Annotated in this window: 20 protein-coding genes, 1 other RNA gene and 1 pseudogene; 2 read left to right on the top strand and 20 right to left on the bottom strand. The window is 34.1% G+C overall.

Going from position 1 to position 22,899, the window contains the following annotated elements; genetic code table 11:
- The 13 genes and pseudogenes from M2475_RS05620 to M2475_RS05560 form a co-directional block, all read right to left on the bottom strand.
- On the bottom strand, positions 1–867 hold the full coding sequence (locus M2475_RS05620; protein ID WP_277490158.1) for a YitT family protein: 867 nt from the start codon (positions 865–867) through the stop codon (positions 1–3).
- 1 nt (position 868) lies between these two features.
- Positions 869–1,678, bottom strand: coding sequence for a pyrroline-5-carboxylate reductase (gene proC / locus M2475_RS05615; RefSeq protein WP_277490157.1), 810 nt, complete (start codon positions 1,676–1,678; stop codon positions 869–871).
- An 82-nt stretch (positions 1,679–1,760) separates the two neighbouring features.
- Positions 1,761–2,381: pseudogene (locus M2475_RS05610) on the bottom strand (polymer-forming cytoskeletal protein); the annotation flags it as partial.
- A 243-nt stretch (positions 2,382–2,624) separates the two neighbouring features.
- A complete protein-coding gene (gene miaB, locus M2475_RS05605; protein WP_277490156.1) occupies positions 2,625–4,064 on the bottom strand; it encodes a tRNA (N6-isopentenyl adenosine(37)-C2)-methylthiotransferase MiaB in 1,440 nt (479 codons plus the stop codon).
- A 43-nt stretch (positions 4,065–4,107) separates the two neighbouring features.
- Positions 4,108–4,281, bottom strand: a complete 174-nt coding sequence (locus M2475_RS05600; protein ID WP_277490155.1) for a 4Fe-4S binding protein — start codon at positions 4,279–4,281, stop codon at positions 4,108–4,110.
- A gap of 57 nt (positions 4,282–4,338) precedes the next feature.
- Positions 4,339–5,109, bottom strand: coding sequence for a TIGR00282 family metallophosphoesterase (locus M2475_RS05595; protein WP_277490154.1), 771 nt, complete (start codon positions 5,107–5,109; stop codon positions 4,339–4,341).
- Entirely contained in the window at positions 5,109–6,659 is a 1,551-nt protein-coding gene (rny, locus tag M2475_RS05590; RefSeq protein ID WP_277490153.1) for a ribonuclease Y, read from the bottom strand. The genes M2475_RS05595 and rny overlap by 1 nt, the downstream gene beginning before the upstream one ends.
- A 114-nt stretch (positions 6,660–6,773) precedes the next feature.
- Entirely contained in the window at positions 6,774–7,802 is a 1,029-nt protein-coding gene (gene recA, locus M2475_RS05585; protein WP_277490152.1) for a recombinase RecA, read from the bottom strand.
- 42 nt (positions 7,803–7,844) lie between these two features.
- A complete protein-coding gene (locus tag M2475_RS05580; RefSeq protein ID WP_277490151.1) occupies positions 7,845–8,300 on the bottom strand; it encodes a CinA family protein in 456 nt (151 codons plus the stop codon).
- A 2-nt stretch (positions 8,301–8,302) separates the two neighbouring features.
- The gene (gene pgsA, locus M2475_RS05575; RefSeq protein WP_277490150.1) at positions 8,303–8,896 is read right to left on the bottom strand and encodes a CDP-diacylglycerol--glycerol-3-phosphate 3-phosphatidyltransferase; all 594 of its coding nucleotides are present in this window, start codon (positions 8,894–8,896) and stop codon (positions 8,303–8,305) included.
- A gap of 1 nt (position 8,897) precedes the next feature.
- Positions 8,898–9,854 (bottom strand): helix-turn-helix domain-containing protein, encoded by a 957-nt coding sequence (locus M2475_RS05570; protein ID WP_277490148.1) that lies wholly within the window; start codon positions 9,852–9,854, stop codon positions 8,898–8,900.
- A 100-nt stretch (positions 9,855–9,954) separates the two neighbouring features.
- Positions 9,955–10,301, bottom strand: an RNA gene (gene rnpB / locus M2475_RS05565) — RNase P RNA component class B.
- Positions 10,300–10,614 (bottom strand): DivIVA domain-containing protein, encoded by a 315-nt coding sequence (locus tag M2475_RS05560; RefSeq protein WP_277490147.1) that lies wholly within the window; start codon positions 10,612–10,614, stop codon positions 10,300–10,302. Before M2475_RS05560 ends, rnpB begins: the two co-directional genes overlap by 2 nt.
- A gap of 111 nt (positions 10,615–10,725) precedes the next feature.
- On the opposite strand from M2475_RS05560, the gene recU reads away from it, so the two are divergent.
- Positions 10,726–11,313 carry a Holliday junction resolvase RecU gene (recU, locus tag M2475_RS05555; protein WP_277490146.1) on the top strand — a complete coding sequence of 196 codons (588 nt, stop codon included), beginning with the start codon at positions 10,726–10,728 and terminating at the stop codon, positions 11,311–11,313.
- A complete protein-coding gene (locus tag M2475_RS05550) occupies positions 11,303–14,143 on the top strand; it encodes a transglycosylase domain-containing protein (RefSeq protein WP_277490145.1) in 2,841 nt (946 codons plus the stop codon). Before recU ends, M2475_RS05550 begins: the two co-directional genes overlap by 11 nt.
- Positions 14,144–14,180: 37 nt before the next feature.
- Here M2475_RS05550 and pyrE read toward each other — a convergent pair whose 3' ends face one another.
- The 7 genes from pyrE to M2475_RS05515 are packed head-to-tail and all read right to left on the bottom strand — an operon-like array spanning position 14,181 to position 22,693.
- On the bottom strand, positions 14,181–14,813 hold the full coding sequence (pyrE, locus tag M2475_RS05545) for an orotate phosphoribosyltransferase (RefSeq protein WP_277490144.1): 633 nt from the start codon (positions 14,811–14,813) through the stop codon (positions 14,181–14,183).
- Positions 14,813–15,508, bottom strand: coding sequence for an orotidine-5'-phosphate decarboxylase (gene pyrF / locus M2475_RS05540; protein ID WP_277490143.1), 696 nt, complete (start codon positions 15,506–15,508; stop codon positions 14,813–14,815). Before pyrF ends, pyrE begins: the two co-directional genes overlap by 1 nt.
- Positions 15,501–16,409, bottom strand: a complete 909-nt coding sequence (locus M2475_RS05535; protein ID WP_277490142.1) for a dihydroorotate dehydrogenase — start codon at positions 16,407–16,409, stop codon at positions 15,501–15,503. Before M2475_RS05535 ends, pyrF begins: the two co-directional genes overlap by 8 nt.
- Positions 16,403–17,152 carry a dihydroorotate dehydrogenase electron transfer subunit gene (locus M2475_RS05530; RefSeq protein WP_277490141.1) on the bottom strand — a complete coding sequence of 250 codons (750 nt, stop codon included), beginning with the start codon at positions 17,150–17,152 and terminating at the stop codon, positions 16,403–16,405. The genes M2475_RS05535 and M2475_RS05530 overlap by 7 nt, the downstream gene beginning before the upstream one ends.
- Positions 17,142–20,342: a carbamoyl-phosphate synthase large subunit gene (carB, locus tag M2475_RS05525; protein WP_277490140.1), complete on the bottom strand. Its 3,201-nt coding sequence runs from the start codon at positions 20,340–20,342 to the stop codon at positions 17,142–17,144. Before carB ends, M2475_RS05530 begins: the two co-directional genes overlap by 11 nt.
- Positions 20,329–21,420, bottom strand: a complete 1,092-nt coding sequence (locus M2475_RS05520) for a carbamoyl phosphate synthase small subunit (protein WP_277490139.1) — start codon at positions 21,418–21,420, stop codon at positions 20,329–20,331. The genes carB and M2475_RS05520 overlap by 14 nt, the downstream gene beginning before the upstream one ends.
- Positions 21,410–22,693, bottom strand: coding sequence for a dihydroorotase (locus M2475_RS05515; RefSeq protein ID WP_277490138.1), 1,284 nt, complete (start codon positions 22,691–22,693; stop codon positions 21,410–21,412). The genes M2475_RS05520 and M2475_RS05515 overlap by 11 nt, the downstream gene beginning before the upstream one ends.
- Between the last annotated feature and the right edge of the window lie 206 nt (positions 22,694–22,899).

Raw genomic sequence — 22,899 nt, 5'->3', positions numbered from 1 at the left:
CTATAGCCTTTTTTCAAAATTGCCACTAACACTAAGTCCTTCACTAAAGATAATAAAGGCATTAGCATCGATTTTCTTAACACGATTTTTTAAAAGATGAATCTCGTATTTAGAGATTGCTGTAATCATGATATAAGTCCCTTCTTTTGTATACCCTCCAGCGCCTTCCCAATAGGTAACACCACGGTGCATATGGTTTATAATATAATCCATTACTTCTTCATGTTTTGTAAAAATCATTGCTGTCATATTAATGTTTTGGTAATGGACCTTATCCACAACAAAGGTAAATACAACCAAATAAATCATAGAATAAATTGCAGTCTCTAGAGTGAATAATACAGCACACATTGTAAACAAACATGTATTAACAATTAAAGAAAGTTTTCCAACACTAAAGTTAGCCGCCTTACGTGATATAAATACACCTAAGATATCCAAACCTCCTCCAGATCCTCTTGAGCGAAGAATAAACCCCACACCAAAGCCTGAAATGATTCCACCAACTAAACAAGAAGCCAACATATCATCTAAGATAGGATTCTTTGGAATTGGCATCAGGGTAAAGAAAAGAGTTTGAGCAAGAATACTTACAAAAGTTAAATAAAAAAATCGTTTTGAAATACTTCGATATGCTATAAACATCAATGGTATGTTAATAGCAAAGTTGATTAATCCACTAATTTCAAAAGGAAAAACATTTCCTGCATTCACCAATAATGTACGCATAATTTGTGAAAATCCCATTACACCACCACTATAAATGTGAATTGGTGTAATAAACAAACTAATTCCTAAGCTAAATATAAAGCTTCCAAGGATTACAAACAATGTATTTCTAGAATATATCTTTACTGATTTTTTCATCTTACTCACTCATTTGTTTAGATTTTTCTGCACAAGCTTGCATCGCTTTTGCTACAATCTCTGTTAAACCTAACGTTTCTAAAACGCCTACAGCTTCAATTGTCGTTCCATTTGGACTACATACATTTTGCTTTAATTGATCTGGGGTTAATTCTGATTCCAAAACCATTTTGGCAGCACCTAAAACCGATTGTGCAGCTAATTTTTTAGCAACATCGTATGACAATCCCAGCACCATTGATTCTTTTATGATTGCATCAATAAACATAAAAGCATATGCAGGACTCGAACCACTTGTTGCAACAACTGCATCCATTTGTGATTCATCAATTTCTTCTACAATTCCTATTGCTGAAAAAATATCCTTAACGAATGTAAAATCATCTTCATTTACAAATTCACTCTTACAAATACCACTTGCCCCTTCATTAACTAAAGCTGGAGTATTCGGCATAATTCGAATCGCATTTACATTTTCTTTTTGGAAGAAATTATCCAACTTTTTAAGTGTTATTCCTGCTGCAATGCTTACAATAACTTTTTCCTTTACATAATTAACACGAAGTTCTTCAATAATTGTTTCAAAAAGATTTGGTTTTACTGCAAGAATAATAACATCACTCTTCTGATATACTTCTTGATTATTTTTGCAAACCTGGATTCCATATTCCTTCTCCATATGCTTTAATCTTTCTTCATCTATGCTGTATACATAGGTGTCAGAAGCCGCAAAAGCGTTCGCTTTTAAAGCACCCGCAAGAATCGCTCCCCCCATATTCCCAGCACCGATAAAACCTATTTTTTTACCCATTTTTATCACCTAACATCTATTTTATCCTGTTTCCCAATCAAAGTCTAGAAGTGCACAAAAAAAGATAAGGATATTTCCTTATCTAAATTCTACGAATTTGACAATCACCATTAATTTGCATGATTTGACAACTAGCATCAACTGTTAAAATACCATCACAGTTTACAACATCTACTTTTGAATTCTTTGTTAATGTAATTTCATTGGCATGAATCATCTTACATTTTAAATACGATGCTTCTATTTTTGTACATTCGATATTTTCCACTTTATTCAATGATAAACTTCTAGATAACAAACCATTTACTATCCCCTCTAAAGAAATATACACTTCTTCACTTTGTAAAGTATTCGCTTTTATACCACCAATGACATCAACTTTACTAGCATGAATAGTGGCTTCACTTTTCATCATACCATTGATTTCTATTTTATCAGCATAAATCATCCCTTGCTCACCTTTAAACACTCCAGTAATTGAAATCACTTTTGATTTTACATCACCTTCACATTTTATATTTCCACTCACATCAAGCTTGTCACACTCTAAACTGCCCTCAAACCTTGCCATTCCACTTACATATGCCTTATGACAAACTACATCGCCCATAAATTTAGCATTTCCACTTACAATAATATCTTCATATCTTCCGCCATCCAACTTGGCATTGCCATTGATTCTAATGTCTTCATTTTGCATTTTATATCCTCCTTGTAGTAGTAAGTTTTATTCAATATTTTATATATATACTTTTTCATATTTTTAAATTATACTATGTGAATTTGTATACTATATATTTTATCATTGCAGTGTAATAAAATCAGTACATTTACTTAATAATATAAATGAAAGAGTAGTTCCCTACTCTTTCATTGTATCACTTTTCATAAATATTGAACGAATTTCACTTCATCTCTTAAATACATGATCCGTTATTTCTTACCGCTATATTTGCTCTCCCTTTAATGTCCATGTTTTCGCTTCCATAATTTTCACTTCCACAATTTCTCCAGGAGTAATATCCGTTGTTCTTACAAAGTTTACAAGCTTGTTCTGTTCCGTATATCCACTATAGATATCCTTATTCTTTTTACTTGGCCCATCCACAAGTACTTTACACACTTTACCAACGTACTTATCATTTTGCATCTTCGCATATTTGTTTGTTTTTTCCATTAATCTATTCAAACGATCTTGTTTCACTTCAAAGCTAACATTATCTTTCATCTTCGCTGCGGGTGTCCCCTCTCTTGGTGAATAAATAAAAGTGAAAGCATTATCAAACTGACAATAATCAACAATATCTAATGTACGTTGAAATTGCTCTTCACTCTCATTTGGAAACCCTACAATGATATCAGTTGAAAATGCGCAATTTTTAACCTTGTTTTTTAATTTATCAAAAGTTGCTTTATAATCCTCTATCGTATAACGTCGCCCCATAATCTTAAGCATCTCATTATCTCCAGATTGAACAGGAAGATGAATAAACGGCATAATATTATCGTATTTTGCAATCATATCTACCATCTCATCACTAAAATCCCATGGATGTGAAGTTGTAAATCGAATTCTTTCAATCCCTGTTTTGGCAACCTCTTTCAATAAGTGCGCAAACCCACCATCTATTTGTAAATCTTTCCCATATGAGTTTACATTCTGACCCAATAGTGTAATTTCCTTAAATCCCGTTTCTTTAAGTTCTTGTACTTCTATTAAAATGTCTTCAACAGTCCGTGAACGTTCTTTTCCACGAGTATAAGGAACAATACAATATGTACAGAATTTATCACATCCATACATAATATTTACCCATGCTTTATGTGTACCAAATCGCTTCACTGGTAAATTTTCTATTACTTCCCCTTCTTTAGAAAAAACTTCAATTGTACGCTCTTTATTCATCATTGCTTGATAAAGCAATTGAGGTAATCGATGGATATTATGAGTACCAAAAACTAAATCTACATGGGGATATTTTTTCATAATCAAAGAGACGATTTCTTCTTCCTGAGCCATACAACCACACATCGCAAAAAGTAAATCAGGATTTGTATTCTTCAATCGCTTTAATTGCCCTAGTTCTCCAAGTACCTTGTCTTCTGCATTTTTTCGTACTGCACATGTATTCAACATAATCAAATCTGCGGCTTCTGGGGTATCTACTTGTGTAAAATGTAATTGCTCTAAAATCCCTGCAATGGTTTCCCCATCACGTTCATTCGCCTGACAACCATATGTACGCAAATAAAAAGTTCGATTAATCCCTAAATTTCTCACTTCATGAGGAATTTTAAATAAATCCTTTTCAATATTACTCTTTGTTTGACTTCTTTTTTGTGCATGTTTTAAACTTGGTAAAACATATTTATCTTTTGCTTCCATTGAAAACCTCTCATTTCATTAAAAAAACCAAGCTAGGCTCGGTTTATTGTGTAATAGCTTCTGTAGGGCAAGTTCCTAAACATGCTCCACAATCAATACATGTTGCCTCATCAACAACCGCTTTACCTTCATCATTCATTGACAAAGCTTCAACCGGACAAGATCCAACACAAGCTCCACACCCAATACAAGTATCTAAATTAACTTTTACTGGCATTGTAAGTCCTCCTTTATGACATTCTTATTATATCACTTTCACTATAAATTACAATCTTCAATTTGGACGTATTTGAATCCTTTCAATCGAAACTGCATGATTGTTATCATCAATTTCAATAACCGCTGCACAGAACATTCCATCACCCTCTGCAACTGTAAATCGGGTTTTTTCACTTGTTAGAAACCGTGTCAAAACTTCAGAAACATCACGTCCAATAATACTATCATAAGCACCGCACATTCCCACATCACTGATAAATGCCGTTTGCTCAATCAGTCGTTCATCTGCCGTTTGCACATGTGTATGGGTTCCCACAATCACCTGTACTTGGTTTTTGAAAACATTTGCAAATGCTGCTTTCTCGCTTGTCGCCTCACCATGTAAGTCAACAAAATAAATATCTGCTTCTACATCTTCTAGAATCATCTCCATACAAGCGAAGGGAGATTCACTTACATTGTGCATGAATACCTCACACATAATATTACATACGCAAACCTTTTTCCCATTCACTTCTACTACTTTATAATATTGACCATATTCCAATGGTTCTAAATTCATTGGGCGAACCAAGTATTCTGCATCATCAATAAAATTCAAAATTACATCTTTGGAAAATGTGTGATTACCCATCGTAATCACATCCACTCCATAATCTAAGAGTTGATTATAAATCTTGTAAGTCAATCCTTTTCCATGAGCTGCATTCTCTCCATTAGCAATCACCAAATCAATCGCTTGTTCAGCTTTGATTCTCCTCACATGTTCACCAACCATTTTACGACCAACAGCTCCGACAACATCACCAACAAATAAAATTCGCATTATTTTGCCACTTCATTAGCCCGTGTTTCACGAATAACGGTAACTTTTATTTGTCCTGGATATGTTAATTCTGCTTCAATTTTATCTTTTAATTCACGTGCCAATTTTGTACACGCTGTATCATCCAATTTATTTGGCGAAACCATAACTCTAATTTCACGTCCTGCTTGAATTGCATATGTACTTTCTACACCATCAAATGATTTTGAAATCTGCTCAAGATCTTCTAATCGTTTAATGTAATTTTGCATTTGCTCTTTACGAGCTCCAGGACGAGCTGCACTTAAAGTGTCTGCTGCGTATACTAGATTGGAAATCAAATACTTCGCTTCTACTTCACCATGATGAGATTGAATAGCATTTAAAACAACTGGATCTTCTCCATGCTTCTTAGCAAATTTGTATCCCAATTCAACATGACTTCCATCCACTTCGTAATCAATTGATTTCCCAATATCATGCAATAATCCAGCTCGCTTCGCTAACGCTTGATTAAGTCCAAGTTCAGCTGCCATCATACCTGTTAAATGTGCTACTTCCATAGAATGCTGTAAAGCATTTTGTCCATAACTATAACGATATTTCAATTTTCCTACTAAACGTATGATATCTTTATCCATTTTACCGATACCCAATTTGAAAATTGCATCTTCTCCAGCTTTTAAAATTGTCGTATCCATTTCTTTTTTCACTTTACGTACCACTTCTTCAATTCTTCCAGGTTGGATTCTTCCATCCTTGATCAAGCTTTCAAGTGCTTGACGTGCGATTTCACGACGAATTGGATCAAAGCAAGATAAAGTTATTACTTCAGGTGTATCATCAATATTTAAATCTACCCCTGTTGCTTGTTCAATTGCTTTGATGTTACGTCCTTCACGTCCGATAATTCTACCTTTCATTTCTTCTGAAGGTAAAGTTACCACTGAAACCATTCGATCTGACGCTTCCTCTTGCGATAAACGTTGTACTGATAAAGCAATGATATTACGTGCTTTTTCATCCGCAATATCTTTGGCTTCTTCTTCTCTTTCTTTAATATAAGAAACGACTTCTTTATCCATTCGTTTCTCAACAATACTAAATAATTCTGTTTTTGCCTGTTGGCTTGACATCGTCGCGATTCTTTCAAGTTCATCTACTTGAGCATCAATATGACGATCCAATTCTTCTTCTTTCTTGTCTAATGCTGACAGTTTTTCACTTAATTGCGTATTTTTCTTATCCACTTGAGCTTCTTTGCTCGTTAAAGACTCATCTCTAAAATTGAGATTATCTTCCCTACGTAAAAGTTGGCTCTCCTTATCTTGGAGTTCCTCATTTCTCTTCTTTACTTCTTTTTCTGCATTAAGTTTCATTTCATGAGCTTGGGTCTTACCTTCCAACACTGCTTGTTTAACAATGTTATCAGCTTTAGACTCAGCTTCCTGTATTGTAATTTTTGCTTGATGTTTACTTTTTGTAATTCCCATTTTAGCGACTATCATCATAATGACAACCCCTAAAACAACACCAATTACACCAGACAAGAGGATTGTACTTATATCCATAAAAATCCTCCTTATTTCTTTTTATTTCATACTTTTGGCGTTTTTTTCACCTACGTATATAATACATAAATTTTAACTTTTTTTCAATTAAAATATATTCCAAAAAAAAGAAGCTTAAGCTTCTTTTTGCACTTCTTCTTCTTTTGGATACATCTTATCTTTTAGTTTTGCTGATATTTCTTCTAAAAACTTAGGATTTTCCTTTAAATAGTTCTTAGCAGCTTCTTTTCCTTGACCAATTTTTTCGTCACCATACGAGAACCACGCACCACTTTTTTGAATGATTTCGTAATCAACACAAAGGTCAAGTACTTCAGCAACATATGAGATTCCTTCTCCATACATAATTTCTACACTTGCTACTTTGAATGGTGGTGCAACCTTGTTTTTTACCACCTTAACATTTACCTTATTCCCTACTACATCCGTTCCAACTTTAATTGCTTCACTACGACGAATATCTAAACGAACAGATGAATAGAATTTTAATGCTCTACCACCAGGTGTTGTCTCTGGATTTCCAAATAAAATTCCCACTTTTTCTCTTAATTGGTTAATAAATATTGCTGTACATTCACTTTTGTTCATTACACCAGATAATTTACGCATTGCCTTTGACATCAAACGTGCTTGAAGACCAACTTGTGCATCTCCCATTTCACCATCTAATTCAGCTTGTGGCACCAATGCAGCAACAGAATCGACAACAACCAAATCAATTGCTCCACTACGAATTAACATTTCACAAATTTCAAGCGCTTGTTCTCCAGAGTCTGGCTGTGATAATACCAATTCATCAATATCCACACCCAAATTTTTCGCATAAAGTGGATCAATAGCATTCTCTGCATCAATAAACGCTGCGCGTCCGCCAGCTTTTTGTACCTCGGCAATAGCATGTAATGCCAACGTTGTTTTCCCACTTGATTCTGGTCCATATACTTCAATAATTCTTCCTCGAGGATATCCACCAATACCCAAAGCATCATCGATTTTGATACTACCTGAGCTAATTGCATCAATTGCAACTGCACTACGATCACCCAATTTCATAATCGAACCTTTACCAAATTGTTTTTCTATAGATTTTAATGCATCTTCTAATAGTGCATCCTTTTTTTCCATCTCTTTTTTATCAGCCATAGCTTCCTCCTTATATTTTGTATGCTTAAACTTTGAAAACCCCTAACTTAGATGTTCTATAAGTTTATTTTCTAAATATGTACATACTTGTTCACGAATTTCATTGCGCGACCCTCTAAACACATTTTGATATGTATAGATTTTACCATAAATCCTAATTCCCATGAAGACTAAACCAACAGGTTTTTCTTCCATTACATCTGGACCTGCATTTCCTGTACAAGATACAATAATATCGGTCTTAAATATCTTTTCTCCACATATAGCCATCGCTTCTGCACATTCCTTAGAAACAACACCATATGTTTTTAGAATTTGCTCATCAATGTGTAAAACATCTTGTTTAGCACTTGTTTGATAGGTAATCATCCCACCTTTTAAAACCGTTGATGCTCCTGAAACGCTTGCTACTTTTGCTGCAAATAAACCTGCCGTTAAGCTTTCAATGCTAGCAATTGTCATATTCTTACTTTTCAATAAGCCAACTAATTGATTCATCTCTACTTGCTCTCCATAATAACATCTTTTGCCTGCATGAAATAAACAATTCCACTATATACAGAGATAATGGCAGATACCCATACTAAAATATCAGCAGCTGGGATATCAAAAAATGCAAATGGGATATTATTTAATAATATAACAATAATGGTTACCATCTGAAAAACGGTTTTCATCTTCCCCCATATTCCAGCAGCAACCACAATTCCTTTATTGGCACTCATCATGCGCATTGCATCTACCATTGTATCACGCCAAATCATCAATAAAACTGGCACAATTGAAACAGTGCCAGATGATGCTAGTAAAATAAATAATGTATTCACTAATAATTTATCTGCAATCGGATCAATAAATTTCCCAAAAGATGTTATAAGATTATATTTCCGAGCAATATACCCATCAATAAAATCAGTTATAGATGCAATTGCAAAAAGAATTAAAATAATTATATTTAATGCTGATATTGCTATTTCATTAACCATATAAACGGGAAAAACAATCCCATAATCACCAAAAGGAAACAAATATAAAAATACAATTACTGGTATCAACAAAATTCGAAAAATAGATATTTTATTTGGCAAATTCATATTAATTGCCTTTCACTGTAATCGTTAATACAGCATAGTTTGTACCACCTGTAATTTCAGGGTTTATTGTCATTTTTTGCCCATTGATTTTTACGGTAACAACATCTGGTTTATAGTTACCAAAAGTAATACTATATACATCGTTAGTGCCTACTACACCTTCATAGTTGACAGGTTTTTCTACTGTATATGTATCCGATACTATCATTTCTTCAGTTCCATTCAATGTTCCAACAACCCAACAGCTTTCGCTAAAAGTAATGTCAATTTTCAATGGATCCCCTGTTTTAAGACCATTGATTTCATAACTATCAGCCGTTACTTCTTTTACTGTGTATGAAGGCTCTTTTTCCTTCTCTTTTTCCTTTTCTTTCTCTTTCTCTTTTTCTTTCTCTGGAGTTGGTGTATTTGTGTCACTTACTGGTGGTTCTTCTGACCCACTAGAATTTGGATTTAGTCCATTACTAAACATCACATAAACAATAACACCAATAACAATTGCAACAATCACTAAAAGAGATATAAGTGATATATCCAATTTTCCTTTCTTGCGAAATCGGTTTGTTTGGCTTGCATTTTGACGAATTGAACTTCGATCTTTCACCGTTTCAATTGGCGGTTCTTTATAAGTGTCCGCTTTTTTTATTTCTGTTCTAGATGCTATATTATCTTCGATATTTTCACGATCTTTAATCGCCTTCAAAGACATTGTTTGGGTAAATTCTTCAATGCTATCATCAAATTGCTCACGAAGATCTTCAAAGGGAATCCCCAAAGCTTTACAATAAGCACGTACATAAAAACGCAAATAAGTAATGTCATTTTGGAAATATTCTATATTCCCACTCTCAATTGCGCGAATGTTGTCTGTTGGCATTTTTGTCATCTTTGAAACATCTTCATATGACAACTTTAGCTCACTTCTTTTTTCTTGTAATTTTTTTCCTATATCTTTCATTCTTCACCTCATGTAAGACATACCACTAATATTATACCAATATTGAAAATGTATGTAAAACAAAAAAATGAAACCATTGTCTCATTTTTCTAAAAATAGTACATATAAGCCATGTTCTGTACCTTTATAAAAGGTGGCAACCATTTATCTACACGTATATGTGTCCTCTTTGTGTTTCGTTTCACACGCAGAAGTTCCCCTACCAAAATTTGGGTTTCTCGCTTGTGGGGTTTACCCGTTCCATCTTTTATATTTCTATAAAAGCTCGTCTCTGTGGCACTTTTAAAGAAATCCTCCATAGAATATATATTCCTTAGGACTTTTTCAGCCGTTAGCCAAAGCTACCTAGATTTATTTTTTCATCTAGCACAAACACTATAATCATCACAGACTATGCGAGCATGGACTTTCCTCTACTTACAAAATAAGCAGCGATTGCCATGTACTATTTTTTAAAAACTGTCTTCTCTAGATTAGAAATACGCTTCAACAAATCAACTTGATCAACACTTTGTTGCTTACCACTCTCATATTTCAACGTCGCTTCTAACTCAGCAATTACTCCATGAAGTTTCTTTATCTCTGCTTCATAGTTTTGTAGATGTGTACCTAATTCTTCAACATATTGATCATAGGCTTCATAATCTTCAATAACCAAATCTAAAAAAACATCTACCTCATGAGTAGAATACCCTTTCATATCAACATGGAATTCTTTTTCAAGAATTTTTTTAGTATTTAAATTATATTTTTGATTCATTTCTAATCACCAATCTAAGTTTCGCAAATTATTATAAAAAAAGCAAGTATAATAATGAAATTTATGGAAATCACATATCTGATTGTAGTATAATATAAACTAGGTGAATATATGATTAACTATCCAAACAAGAAAAAACCAAATCTTCAAAGCAGTTCAAATTACTCTAACCAAAGAGGAATGGGACTCGAAAAAGACATCAATGATAGTAATCGATTTTATCGAGATACAAAACAGGCTCTTATATATAAGAAACCTACGCCTGTTCAAGTTGTCCGTGTCGATTACCCAAATCGTAGTAGTGCAAAAATTGTTGAAGGGTATTACAAAACCCCTAGTACCACTGACTACAATGGGATTTATCGAGGAAAATACATTGATTTTGAAGCAAAAGAAACAAAATCAAAAGTATCATTCACCTTTAAAAACATCCATGAACATCAGATTCAACATTTACGAGATGTTGCCCTTCATGGAGGAATCGCTTTTGTGATTATTCGATTTAGTGCTTATAATGAAACCTACTTAATAGATGGTTCAATTATTGTAAACGCTTATTTGGATCATTCACAAAAATCGATTAGTTATAAAAAAGTAAAAGAGTGTGGATATTTAATTGCAGAATCATTTTCTCCGCGATTAAAATATCTAAATATTGTAGATACTTTGTATTTTAAGGAGGATACATATGGCTTTTAAGTTAAAAAACAAATCAAAGAAAAGCACTAATACCAATAGCACCCCAAAACCTAAGGGGAAATTAACCAGAAGACAAATTGTAAACAGCATCTGTATTGTATTTTTATCTACTGTCTTAGTTGTTAGTATTGTAGGTTTTGTTGTTTTACAAAACATTTTAAACAAATCAGAAATCGTTGCTGGAATCGATGGACTTACAGCAGAGAATTCATCTCGAATCTATGATGCGAATGGTGAATTAATAACTACTCTATCAGGTGAGAGTGGAGTTCGTGAAAATATTAAATATGAACAAATTCCACAAGTTGTAATTGATGCTTTTCTATCTGTTGAGGATTCAAGATTTTTCACACACAATGGATTTGATTTACCTAGATTTATCAAGTCTGGTTTTGTGAATGTAACATCTGGTGGAATTCGACAAGGTGGTTCTACATTAACTATGCAATTGGTTGATGTTGCTTTATTCTCAGAAGAAGCAAAACAAGAAGCTTCTACATTAGGAAAAGTTGAGCAAAAAGTTCAAGAAATTTTTAAATCGATGGAAATTGAATCAGAACTATCAAAAGAAAAAATTATTGAAAATTATTTAAATAAGATTAATTTTGGTGGTCCGGCAAGAGGAATTCAAAAAGGTGCTCAATATTATTTTGGAAAAAATGTAGAAGATTTAAATTTAAGCGAAGCTGCTTTCTTAGCTGGTGTTATTAATGCACCAGGTGTTTATAACCCCTATTATAAATCAGAAGTTGATGAAAATGGTACGGTGTATGTAAACCATTACGATGAAGCAGTAAGTAGAAGAAATACGACATTAGAACTTATGAATTATCATGGATATATTACTGATAAAGAATATGAACTAGCAAAATCAACAGAATTGGCGTTTGCTTTAAATGGTGAAACAAACTTCACTGTTGATAAATATGAGAGTTTTGTCGCTTATGTAGTAAAAGAAGTTGAAAGAAAAACAGGGGATAACCCTTATGTAGTCTCAATGGATATCTATACGACAATGAATCGTGATGCACAAGAATATGCAGATGCGATTTGTAATGATGATGCAATAGATAGTTATGGTGTTCCATTTGATATCACAGTAAACTACGATGATCGCTATCAAACTGGATTTGCAGCAATTAATAATCAAACCGGTGCAATTGAAGCTCTTGGTGGAGGTCGAGGTAGTGACATATCGATGAACCGCGCATGGAATGAAACTCAACAAATTGGATCTACGGCAAAACCAATTGTTGATTATGCAGAAGCATTTGATGAACTTGGTTATTCCACAAAGCATACACTTGAAGATGGACCACTTGCATATGGGAATGGAAGCGTAATGTATAATGCTGATCGTCAATGGCGAGGAGATGTGCTTTTAGAAGATGCCATCAACTATTCATATAATGTACCAGCTTATAGAACCATGCTAAGCCTTGTGGATACCATTGGTGAAGATGGAATGAAAAGTTACCTTAAGAAATTAGGGTTTAGTGAAACTGCGGTTGAACGCTTCTCCATAAACTACTCAATTGGTGGTAGTGACCTTAGAGTAACCCCTTTACAACTTGCAGGAGCATATGCAACATTAGCAAACAAAGGGAATTACATTGAGCCATACTCTGTAAAACAAATTAAATATCAAGATGAAAGTAAAAAAGATTATAAAGCTGACCAAGAAGAACAAAGAGTCTTTTCAGAAGGAGCTGCATGGTTAACATCATATATGTTAGCTGGAGCTGTAGATAAAGGTTGGGGAAACATTATCAGTCTTAAAGATTCTGGATATCGTATCTATGGTAAAACTGGAACAACCGATTATGATGATGAAGAAGCTTTAAAGTATAACTATCCAAAAGGAAGTGCCAGAGATAAATGGATTGTTGGGTATACAGATACATATACGGTTGCAACATGGGCTGGTTACGATAAACCAGCAGCTGGTGAAGAAAATTATTTAACACCTGATCAATTACTCAACTGGAATCTTGAAGGTAGAATTACTAGATCTATGCTAGATAATCTTACAGATAATGGAAATACTGCTTCAAAAGAGATATTTCCACAACCAGATGATGTAACATCTATTACACATATCAAGGGATTATTCCCTTATGCAACAGCTACTGCAAATCAAAGTGACTTAATGGTAACTGGTTACATCTTAAAGAAATATTCAGGTAATTTGAAAACCGTATCACCAGATGCGTTATCAACACCTGAAAATATTAGTGTTAGTTTCAAAGATGGAACTGTTAATTATAAGATTGCTGCATTCCCAGATAGCGAAAAACTAAAAGAAGCCTCAAATTCAAAAAGTATGAGTGCAAATGGAGTTTCTGCTTCTGGGGAACGTTTCTTTGATAAGTCTTTCTTGTTTGGAGCTGTACAATACAAAGCGGATATATCCGTAAATGGTACGGTAGTAACAACCCAAACACCTGGTAGTGGTAGTGGAAAATTCTCCGCTTGGCCTTCTGCATTGAAAAATGGTGATGAAATAAAAGTATGTGGTTACTACAAATATGCGAAAACGGATGTAAGCAGTGATAAGCGTTGTCAAAGCGTTAAAGCCAGTGATATTAAAGATGAAAAAGAATATACAATAGATAGTGGATTTGATGCCTTGTTTACTGGAGGCCTTAGTTACAATGCTGCTGTTAACAAAGTAAACAATTATATGAAAACATATTATCCTGAAGTGAAATATTCATTTGAAAAAAGCTCTAGTGTTTCAACAGGTGAATTGGATCTTTCAAAAAGTACCATTTATAGTGGAGCAAAAGTAAACGATACAGATTCTTATGTAATCTATATTGGAAATTAATGCAAAAGAAAAGTTGGTCAATCGCCAACTTTTTTTGTTATTTTTTCATCCATGAATCATCGGATGGGTTTTGCTTAAATGCCTGTAATTTACTTAAGTCTTCATCCTTAATGTAATCCATTTCCAAAGCAGCTTCCAACAAATAATCATAATTGCTCAATGTCTTTAATTGACACCTCATTTCATCAAATGCAGCTTGTGCTTTTGGTAACAGATATGTGAATATCGCTACAACACTCAATACTTCACATCCTGTATCTCTTAATGCTTCAACTACCCCTTTTACACTACCACCTGTTGAAATTAAGTCTTCAATAATTACAACTTTCATTCCAGAAGTTACTTTTCCTTCAATCTTATTTTCTTTCCCATGCGATTTATTAGAACTTCTAACATACCCCATAGGTAAATCCATTTGATCCGCTACAAGTGCCGCCCATGGAATCCCTGCCGTAGCTGTTCCCATGATCATATCCACATCTGGATATTCACTTTTGATAAGCTTTACAAACCCATCTACAACCATGCGTCGTTTATCTGGATACGATAAGATTAAGCGATTATCACAATAAATCGGACTCTTTATACCACTTGCCCAAGTAAATGGATCATTTGGTCTTAAAAACACTGCTTCAGCTTCTAATAAATTTTTTGCTATTTGCTTTTCCATTATCTCATCATCCCTTCAATATTTATATATGTTTGCTTTGGATTCTCACTTTTTGTAATTGAACGTCCAACCACAATATAGTCACATCCTTGTTCTTTGGCATATTCCGGTGTCGCAACTCGTTTTTGATCATCCACTGAATCTGTGCTCAACCGAATTCCTGGTGTAACCGTCAAAAAGTCATCTCCACACAATTTATGAATTGCATTTGCCTCATGCACTGAACAAACAACACCATCAAGTCCCGAATCTTTTGCATTCTTTGCATAATGTAATACTACATCCAACACTTCACCATCAATTAAAAGCTCATCATTCATCATTTCTTTTGAAGTACTAGTAAGTTGTGTTACACCTATACAAAGTGGAGGTTTCCCATTTACAGCCCCTTCTTCTAGACCTTCCATTGCCGCTTTCATCATTGTGCTACCTCCTGCACAGTGTAGATTTACAATATCTACACCTAATGAAGCTAAGTTTTTCATTCCACCTTTTACCGTATTAGGAATATCATGCAATTTAAGATCTAAGAATATTTGATGTCCCATCTCTTTAACCGCTTCAATAATCTCTAATCCACATGCATAGGTTAATTCCATTCCAATCTTCACAAAAATCGGTTCATCAAATTTTTTTAAAAATTCAATTGTCTCTGTTTTTGTGGAAAAATCTAATGCTACGATTGTTTTATTCATGATGACTCCTCCCTATCGCTTCTTGAATATTTTTAATTCCATATTTTTTTAATGTCTTTGGTAAATCTTCAATAATCTTTGGACAAATATAAGGATCTACAAAATTATACATTCCGACTTGTACTGCACTTGCTCCTGCATATAAGAATTCCAATACATCCTCTGCACTACAAATACCTCCAACACCAATAATTGGTATCTTAACTTCTTTATAAACTTGATACACCATACGAAGGGCTATCGGTTTTATCGCTGGTCCACTTAACCCACCTGTCAAATTGGCAAGAATAGGTTTACCTGTATGCAAATCAAAACGCATCCCTAGCAAGGTATTAATTAATACTAAACCATCCGCTCCTGCAGCCTCTACTGCCTTCGCAATTTCAACAATATTACTTACATTGGGAGATAGCTTTACATACACTGGCTTTGTTGCTACTTCTTTTGCCATTCGGGTAATATTAGCAGCTAGTGTAGGATCTGTTCCTAAGCCAATACCGCCATGTTTTACATTTGGACAACTAATGTTGAGCTCATAAGCTTTCACCGTCTCATTCGCGTTTAATCGCTTAATTACTTCAATATATTCTTCCTCGCTGGCACCAGCAACATTTGCGATAATTTGTGTATCAAAAGTTGCTAACCATGGCAATTCATTTGCAATGATTGCATCTACTCCAGGATTTTGTAAACCGATTGCATTCAACATTCCTTCTGGTGTTTCTGCAATTCGTGGGGTTGGATTTCCATAACGTTTTTCTAAGGTAGCACTTTTAATTGCAATACCTCCTAATACACTTAAATCATAAAGTTCAGCATACTCTCTTCCAAATCCAAAACATCCACTTGCAGGAATAATTGGATTTTTCAAATCCAATCCTGGTAACTTTATTTCTAACATACGATTTCCACCTTCCCAATTTCAAACACAGGTCCTTCTTTACAAATTCGATAATACATCTCTTTATCTTCTTTGTCTTTACACACACAACCCATGCAAGCACCTATTCCACACGCCATGCGTGCCTCAAAGGAAAGATAACCCTTTTTATAATTCTTATCTACTGCTTCTAACATTCGTAATGGTCCACAACTATATACTGTATCACAAGTGATATTATGTTCTTTTATACAATCCATAACTGTCCCTTTAATACCATAGCTGCCATCCATTGTAGAAGTATACACTTTACAACCCAACTGTTTAAAATCATCTTCATAGAAAATGGCATCTTTATCATTAAACCCCAAAACAACATATACTTCTATTCCTTGTTGACGATATTGCTTTGCTACTTCATATAATGGTGGAACTCCTACTCCTCCACCAATTAACAATACCTCATCAAGCGTTTCATGAATTGGGAAAGAACTTCCTAATGGTCCCATAATATCAAGGATATGTCCTTTTGATAATTTACTGAGTTTCTTTGTGCCAACCCCCACTACTTTATAAATAATCGTATAAGTATTTTGATCTACACTAGCCACACTGATTGGACGACGTAACATATTTCCATCCACTTTTATATTAACAAACTGTCCTGGTAAAATTATTGGTATTGTTTCTGGTTGTAACACCATTTTATATGTATCATTTGCAATTTTTTCATTTGAAATAATTTTATCGTTGCTAATTTTCATGAATATCCCCCATTGGTATAGATGAAAAACTTTGAGCCTCAATAACTTTCAAGATTGCATCTGCTGTATCTAAAGATGTTAAACATGAAATTCCATTTTCTGCAGCAACACGACGAATCATGAAACCATCATCGCGTGAAGATTTTTCCTGTGACATCGTATTTACAACATAGTCCACTTTTCCTTTGATTATTAAATCTAAAACATCAAAATCTTCCTGATCAACTTTTGCAACTTCTTGTACATTTACATTATGTTTTTTCAAAAACTTACAAGTTCCACTAGTAGCAAAAATTCCATATCCGATTTCCTCAAATCGCTTCGCAAGCGAAAGTGCTTCTTCTTTATTCGTATCTGCAATTGTCATCAACACAGAACCATGTAATGGGATTTTTATTCCAGAAGCTATCATCGCTTTATACAATGCTTTATCAATGGTTTGATCAGCACCTAAAGATTCTCCCGTACTTTTCATTTCAGGACCTAAGGTTGTATCTACACTACGTAATTTCGCAAATGAGAACACTGGTGCTTTCACATAAACTCGATCTGGTTCACGCTTGATACCTTCTAAGTATCCTTGCTTGATTAAATGCTCACCCATTATTGCTTTCGTTGCAATATTAGCCATTGGTACATTTGTAATCTTTGACAAGAATGGTATTGTTCTACTGCTCCTTGGATTTACTTCTAAGACATATACTTCATCATTTCGATCAATAATAAATTGAATATTAAACAAACCAATAAAATTAAATCCTTTTCCTATTTTTGTTGTATACTCAATAATTTTATATTTTACATCCTTGCTTAAGGTCTGTGTTGGATATACACTGATTGAATCTCCTGAATGAACACCTGCACGTTCAATATGTTCCATGATTCCAGGGATATAAACATTTTCTCCATCACAAATTGCATCTGTTTCGACTTCTTTACCAACAATATATTTATCTACTAAGATTGGTGAATCATGTGATATTTCCTTAATTGCATTCGTCATATATTTTCGTAAGTCATCATCATTATGTACAATTTCCATTGCTCTTCCACCTAACACATAAGAAGGTCTTACTAGTACTGGATATCCAATCCGATTCGCTATCGCAATCGACTCTTCCACCTCAAAAGCCGTTTCTCCTTTTGGTTGAGGAATATTCAATTTATGCAACATAGCTTCAAACTCATAGCGATCTTCTGCAAGATTGATATTCTTTACTGAAGTCCCTAAAATTTTCACACCCCGTTTTTCTAATCCATCTGCCAAATTGATTGCTGTTTGACCACCAAATTGTACAATTACTCCTAATGGATCTTCTAAATCCACAATATGCATCACATCTTCCAATGTTAATGGTTCAAAATACAATTTATCAGAGATTGAAAAATCCGTTGATACTGTTTCTGGATTATTATTCACTACGATTGCTTCATAACCTGCTTCACGAAGCGCTAATACACAGTGTACCGTTGCATAATCGAATTCTACCCCTTGTCCAATTCGAATTGGACCTGAACCTAAAACGATTACTTTTTTCTTATCACTTCGAAGCGATTCATTTTCTTGCAAATAACTTGAATAAAAGTATGGTGTATTCGATTCAAATTCACCTGCACAAGTATCCACCATTTTATAAACTGGAATCAATTTATTTTCTTTACGCATATGATAAATATCATCTTCTTCCATTTCCCAAACTTTAGCAATATAAGAATCTGAGAAACCATTACGTTTTACTAATTCCAAAGTTTCAACATCTTTTCTATTTTCTTTTAATTTTATTTCCATATCATATATCTTTTTCAATTTATATAAGAAGAATGGATCAATCATTGTAAACTCATAAATATCTTGAATATCTACACCACGACGAATTAGTTCCATAATAGCGTATAAACGCTCATCATCATGTTGTTTTACTTTTAGCCACAAATCATCTACTGAGAATTCCACAAAATCAGCCATAAAAATATGATCTACTTTCATTTCAATTGAACGAATTGCTTTTAATAAGCTTTCTTCAAAATTACGTCCGATTGACATCACTTCCCCAGTAGCTTTCATCTGTGTTCCTAAGCGGCGATCAGCACTCGGGAATTTATCAAAGGGAAATCTTGGAATCTTCGTTACAATATAATCAATTGTTGGTTCAAAACAAGCATAAGAAGTCTTCGTAACTGGATTCATAATTTCATCCATCGTTAACCCTACTGCTGTCTTTGCTGCCAATTTCGCAATTGGATAACCAGTTGCTTTACTCGCAAGTGCACTAGAGCGTGAAACCCTAGGATTTACCTCAATTACATAATAATTAAATGATTTTGGATCTAATGCTAATTGTACATTACAGCCACCACAAATCTTTAAAGCCCGAATAATATCTAAAGAAGCATTTCTTAACATTTGATTTTCACGATCACTCAGCGTCTGCACTGGAGCAACAACAATGGAATCACCTGTATGAATCCCTACTGGATCCACATTTTCCATATTACAAACGACAATTGCATTATCGTTATTATCACGCATTACCTCATATTCTATTTCTTTATATCCAGCAATACTTTTTTCAATCAAACATTGATTCACTGGTGATAATTTTAATCCATTCTTTGTAATATCTGCCAATTCTTCATCACTTTGAGCAAATCCTCCCCCTGTTCCTCCCAGTGTAAATGCTGGACGAACAACGACTGGATAGCCTATTTCTTTTGCAAATGATAGTGCTTCATCAACACTGTGTACGATTAAACTCTCAGGAATTGGTTGTCCTAACTCTTCCATCAATTGTTTGAATTTTTCTCTATCCTCTGCTTTTTCAATAGCATCTAATTTGGTTCCTAGTATTTCTACGTTTTCTTTCTCTAAAACACCAATATTAGCTAATTCAACTACCAAGTTCAATCCTGTTTGACCACCTAGTGTTCCTAAAATTGCATCTGGTTTTTCTTTGTGGATAATCTTAGATGCAAATTCCGCTGTCAATGGTTCAATATATACTTTATCAGCTACTGTCGTATCTGTCATAATCGTTGCTGGGTTGGAGTTAATCAAAACAACTTCATACCCTTCTTCACGAAGTGCCTGACAAGCTTGGGTTCCTGCATAATCAAACTCTGCTGCTTGCCCTATAATAATTGGACCTGAACCAATTACTAATATCTTTTTTATATCCTTACGCTTTGGCATTGTTTTTACCTCCTGTAGTTTCCATCATCTCCATAAATTGATCAAACAAATAGTTTGTATCTTCTGGTCCTGGAGATGCTTCTGGATGATATTGCACACTAAATGCTGGATACTTTTTATGACGCACTCCCTCTACACTCTTATCATTTAAGTTTACATGTGTCGCTTCTAAATCGGTATTTTTCAAACTCTTTTCATCGACTGCAAAATTATGATTTTGCGAAGTGATAGCTACTTTTTTCGTTTTAAGATCAATCACTGGATGATTGCTTCCATGATGACCAAATTTCAGCTTTGATGTATCAGCACCACATGCAAGACTTAAAATTTGATGACCAAGACAAATTCCAAAGATTGGTACTTTTCCTATCAATTCTTTTACTGTCTTTACTGCAACTTCAACATCCTTTGGATTTCCAGGCCCATTAGAAAGCATAATCCCATCAGGACTCAATCCCAATATCGTTTCACTATCTGTGTTATATGGTACAACTGTCAAATCACAACCACGTTTACTAAGTTCGCGAACAATTCCTTGTTTTGCCCCAAAATCAATCAAGACAACTTTTTTTCCTCGACTTGGAATCAAATATGGTTTTTGTGTAGAAACCTTTGCTACTTGCCCATTCATTGTTGGCGCATTCTTCAAATGCTTAACAATATTTTTTTCTTCTGCATACATATCCGCTAAAGTAGCCTTCATAGATCCTACATCACGTAATTTTTTAGTGATTGCTCGTGTATCAACACCACTGATTCCAGGAATCTTCTTTTGTTTTAAAAATTCATCTAAACTCATAGCTGAGCGCCAGTTTGATGGATAATCACAAAGTTCATTTACAACAATTCCAAACACCGCTGGATTTAAACTTTCAAAATCATCGCGGTTGATTCCATAATTACCAACCATTGGATATGTCATTAAAATGATTTGTCCACAATAAGAAGGATCACTAAGCTCCTCTTGGTAACCACTCATTCCAGTATTAAATACAATTTCCCCAATCTGGAAAGTATCTCCCCCGATTGCTTCTCCTATATATACTGAGCCATCTTCTAATATTAACTTACGCTTCATTTTGTACCTCCTTAGATGTATATTTTATAATTCCATTCACCATGCTGAAGTTGATTTCACAAGCAACATCATATTGATCAAATGGTGTATTCTTTCCCAATGATATAAATGCTTTTTTATCTATTTTCCCTACTTTTTCTGCTATACATATTATATCAGCATCATACCCTTCTTGTATGCTTCCTTTTGTATCAAAACCAAACCGTTTGGCAGGGTTGGTGCTAATAAATTTTTGAAACTGTTCCAAAGTAAATATCCCTTTTTTCACAAATTTTGTATAAATAAGAGGAATGCTAGTTTCTAGTGCTACTATTCCAAATGGAGCACTGTCCATTGGAGCCTTTTTTTCTTCTTCACTATGTGGTGCGTGATCATTGGCAACGAAATCAATCACTCCCTCTAATAAGCCATTAATTAATGCTTGCTGATCTTCTTTTGATCGTAGTGGTGGGTTCATTTTATGATTCGTATTTTCCACATCATGTTCATTTAATAATAAATGATGTGTTGTAACTTCACCACTGACATCAGCACCCATCTGTTTATATTTTTTCAAAAGCTCTACACTTTCTTTACTACTCATATGACAAATATGATATTTTGCTTTTGTTTCATATGCAAGTTGTAAATCACGCTCAATCTGTTTAAATTCACAAGCACTAGGAATGCCGATTAAATCCAATTCTTTATTTCGTTTTCCTTCATGCATACAGGCCTTTACTTTACGATATCGCATATCTTCTGTATGAGCCACAATCATCACATCATTTTCATGGGCTGATTGCATCGCTTTATACATCATATCTTCTCTTTGCACACCGACACCATCATCACTAAACCATGAAATCCCTAATTCTTTGATTGCTTTCATATCTACCAAATGTTTTCCAATCTCTCCTCTAGTAATACAAGCATAAGGATAAATGTTACATGCACCATCTTTTTGTAATAATGCTTGATACGCTTTGATAACTTCTACATTATCTGGAAATGGATTGATATTAGGCATTGGCATAATTGTCGTATATCCTCCATGCAAAGCTGCTAATGAGCCTGTTTTAATTGTTTCCTTATGCGTAAACCCTGGCTCACGCAAATGAACATGAACATCTATACCACCTGGCAAAATGAGTTTATCATTTGCATCAATAACTTCTTCATCAATAACCTCAATATAATCAGCAATACGTTTAATTTTACCATCTTTAATCAAAATATCCTGTATTTTTGTCTTATTTTCTTCTGTGACAAGTTTTGCATTTTTTATAATCATCTTACCATTTCCTTTCTTTCTAAAAAAAACGCAATACATAAAAATGTATGCGTTTATATACAACTCATAATATCTGTCTTTTGAATGAATGGAATTTTTATTTGGTTACTTGTTTTCATCATTATCGCTCCATTTCTCAAAAAAAGGCCTTTTTGCACGAAAAAGACCTTTATAAAAACACTCATGAACCTTAGCAACCTCACGGA

The sequence above is a fragment of the Breznakia sp. PF5-3 genome, from assembly GCF_029504745.1.
Classification (GTDB): domain Bacteria; phylum Bacillota_I; class Bacilli_A; order Erysipelotrichales; family Erysipelotrichaceae; genus Breznakia.
The sequence above is the reverse complement of the archived record's forward strand: the minus strand, read 5'-3'. Positions and strand labels throughout refer to the sequence as shown.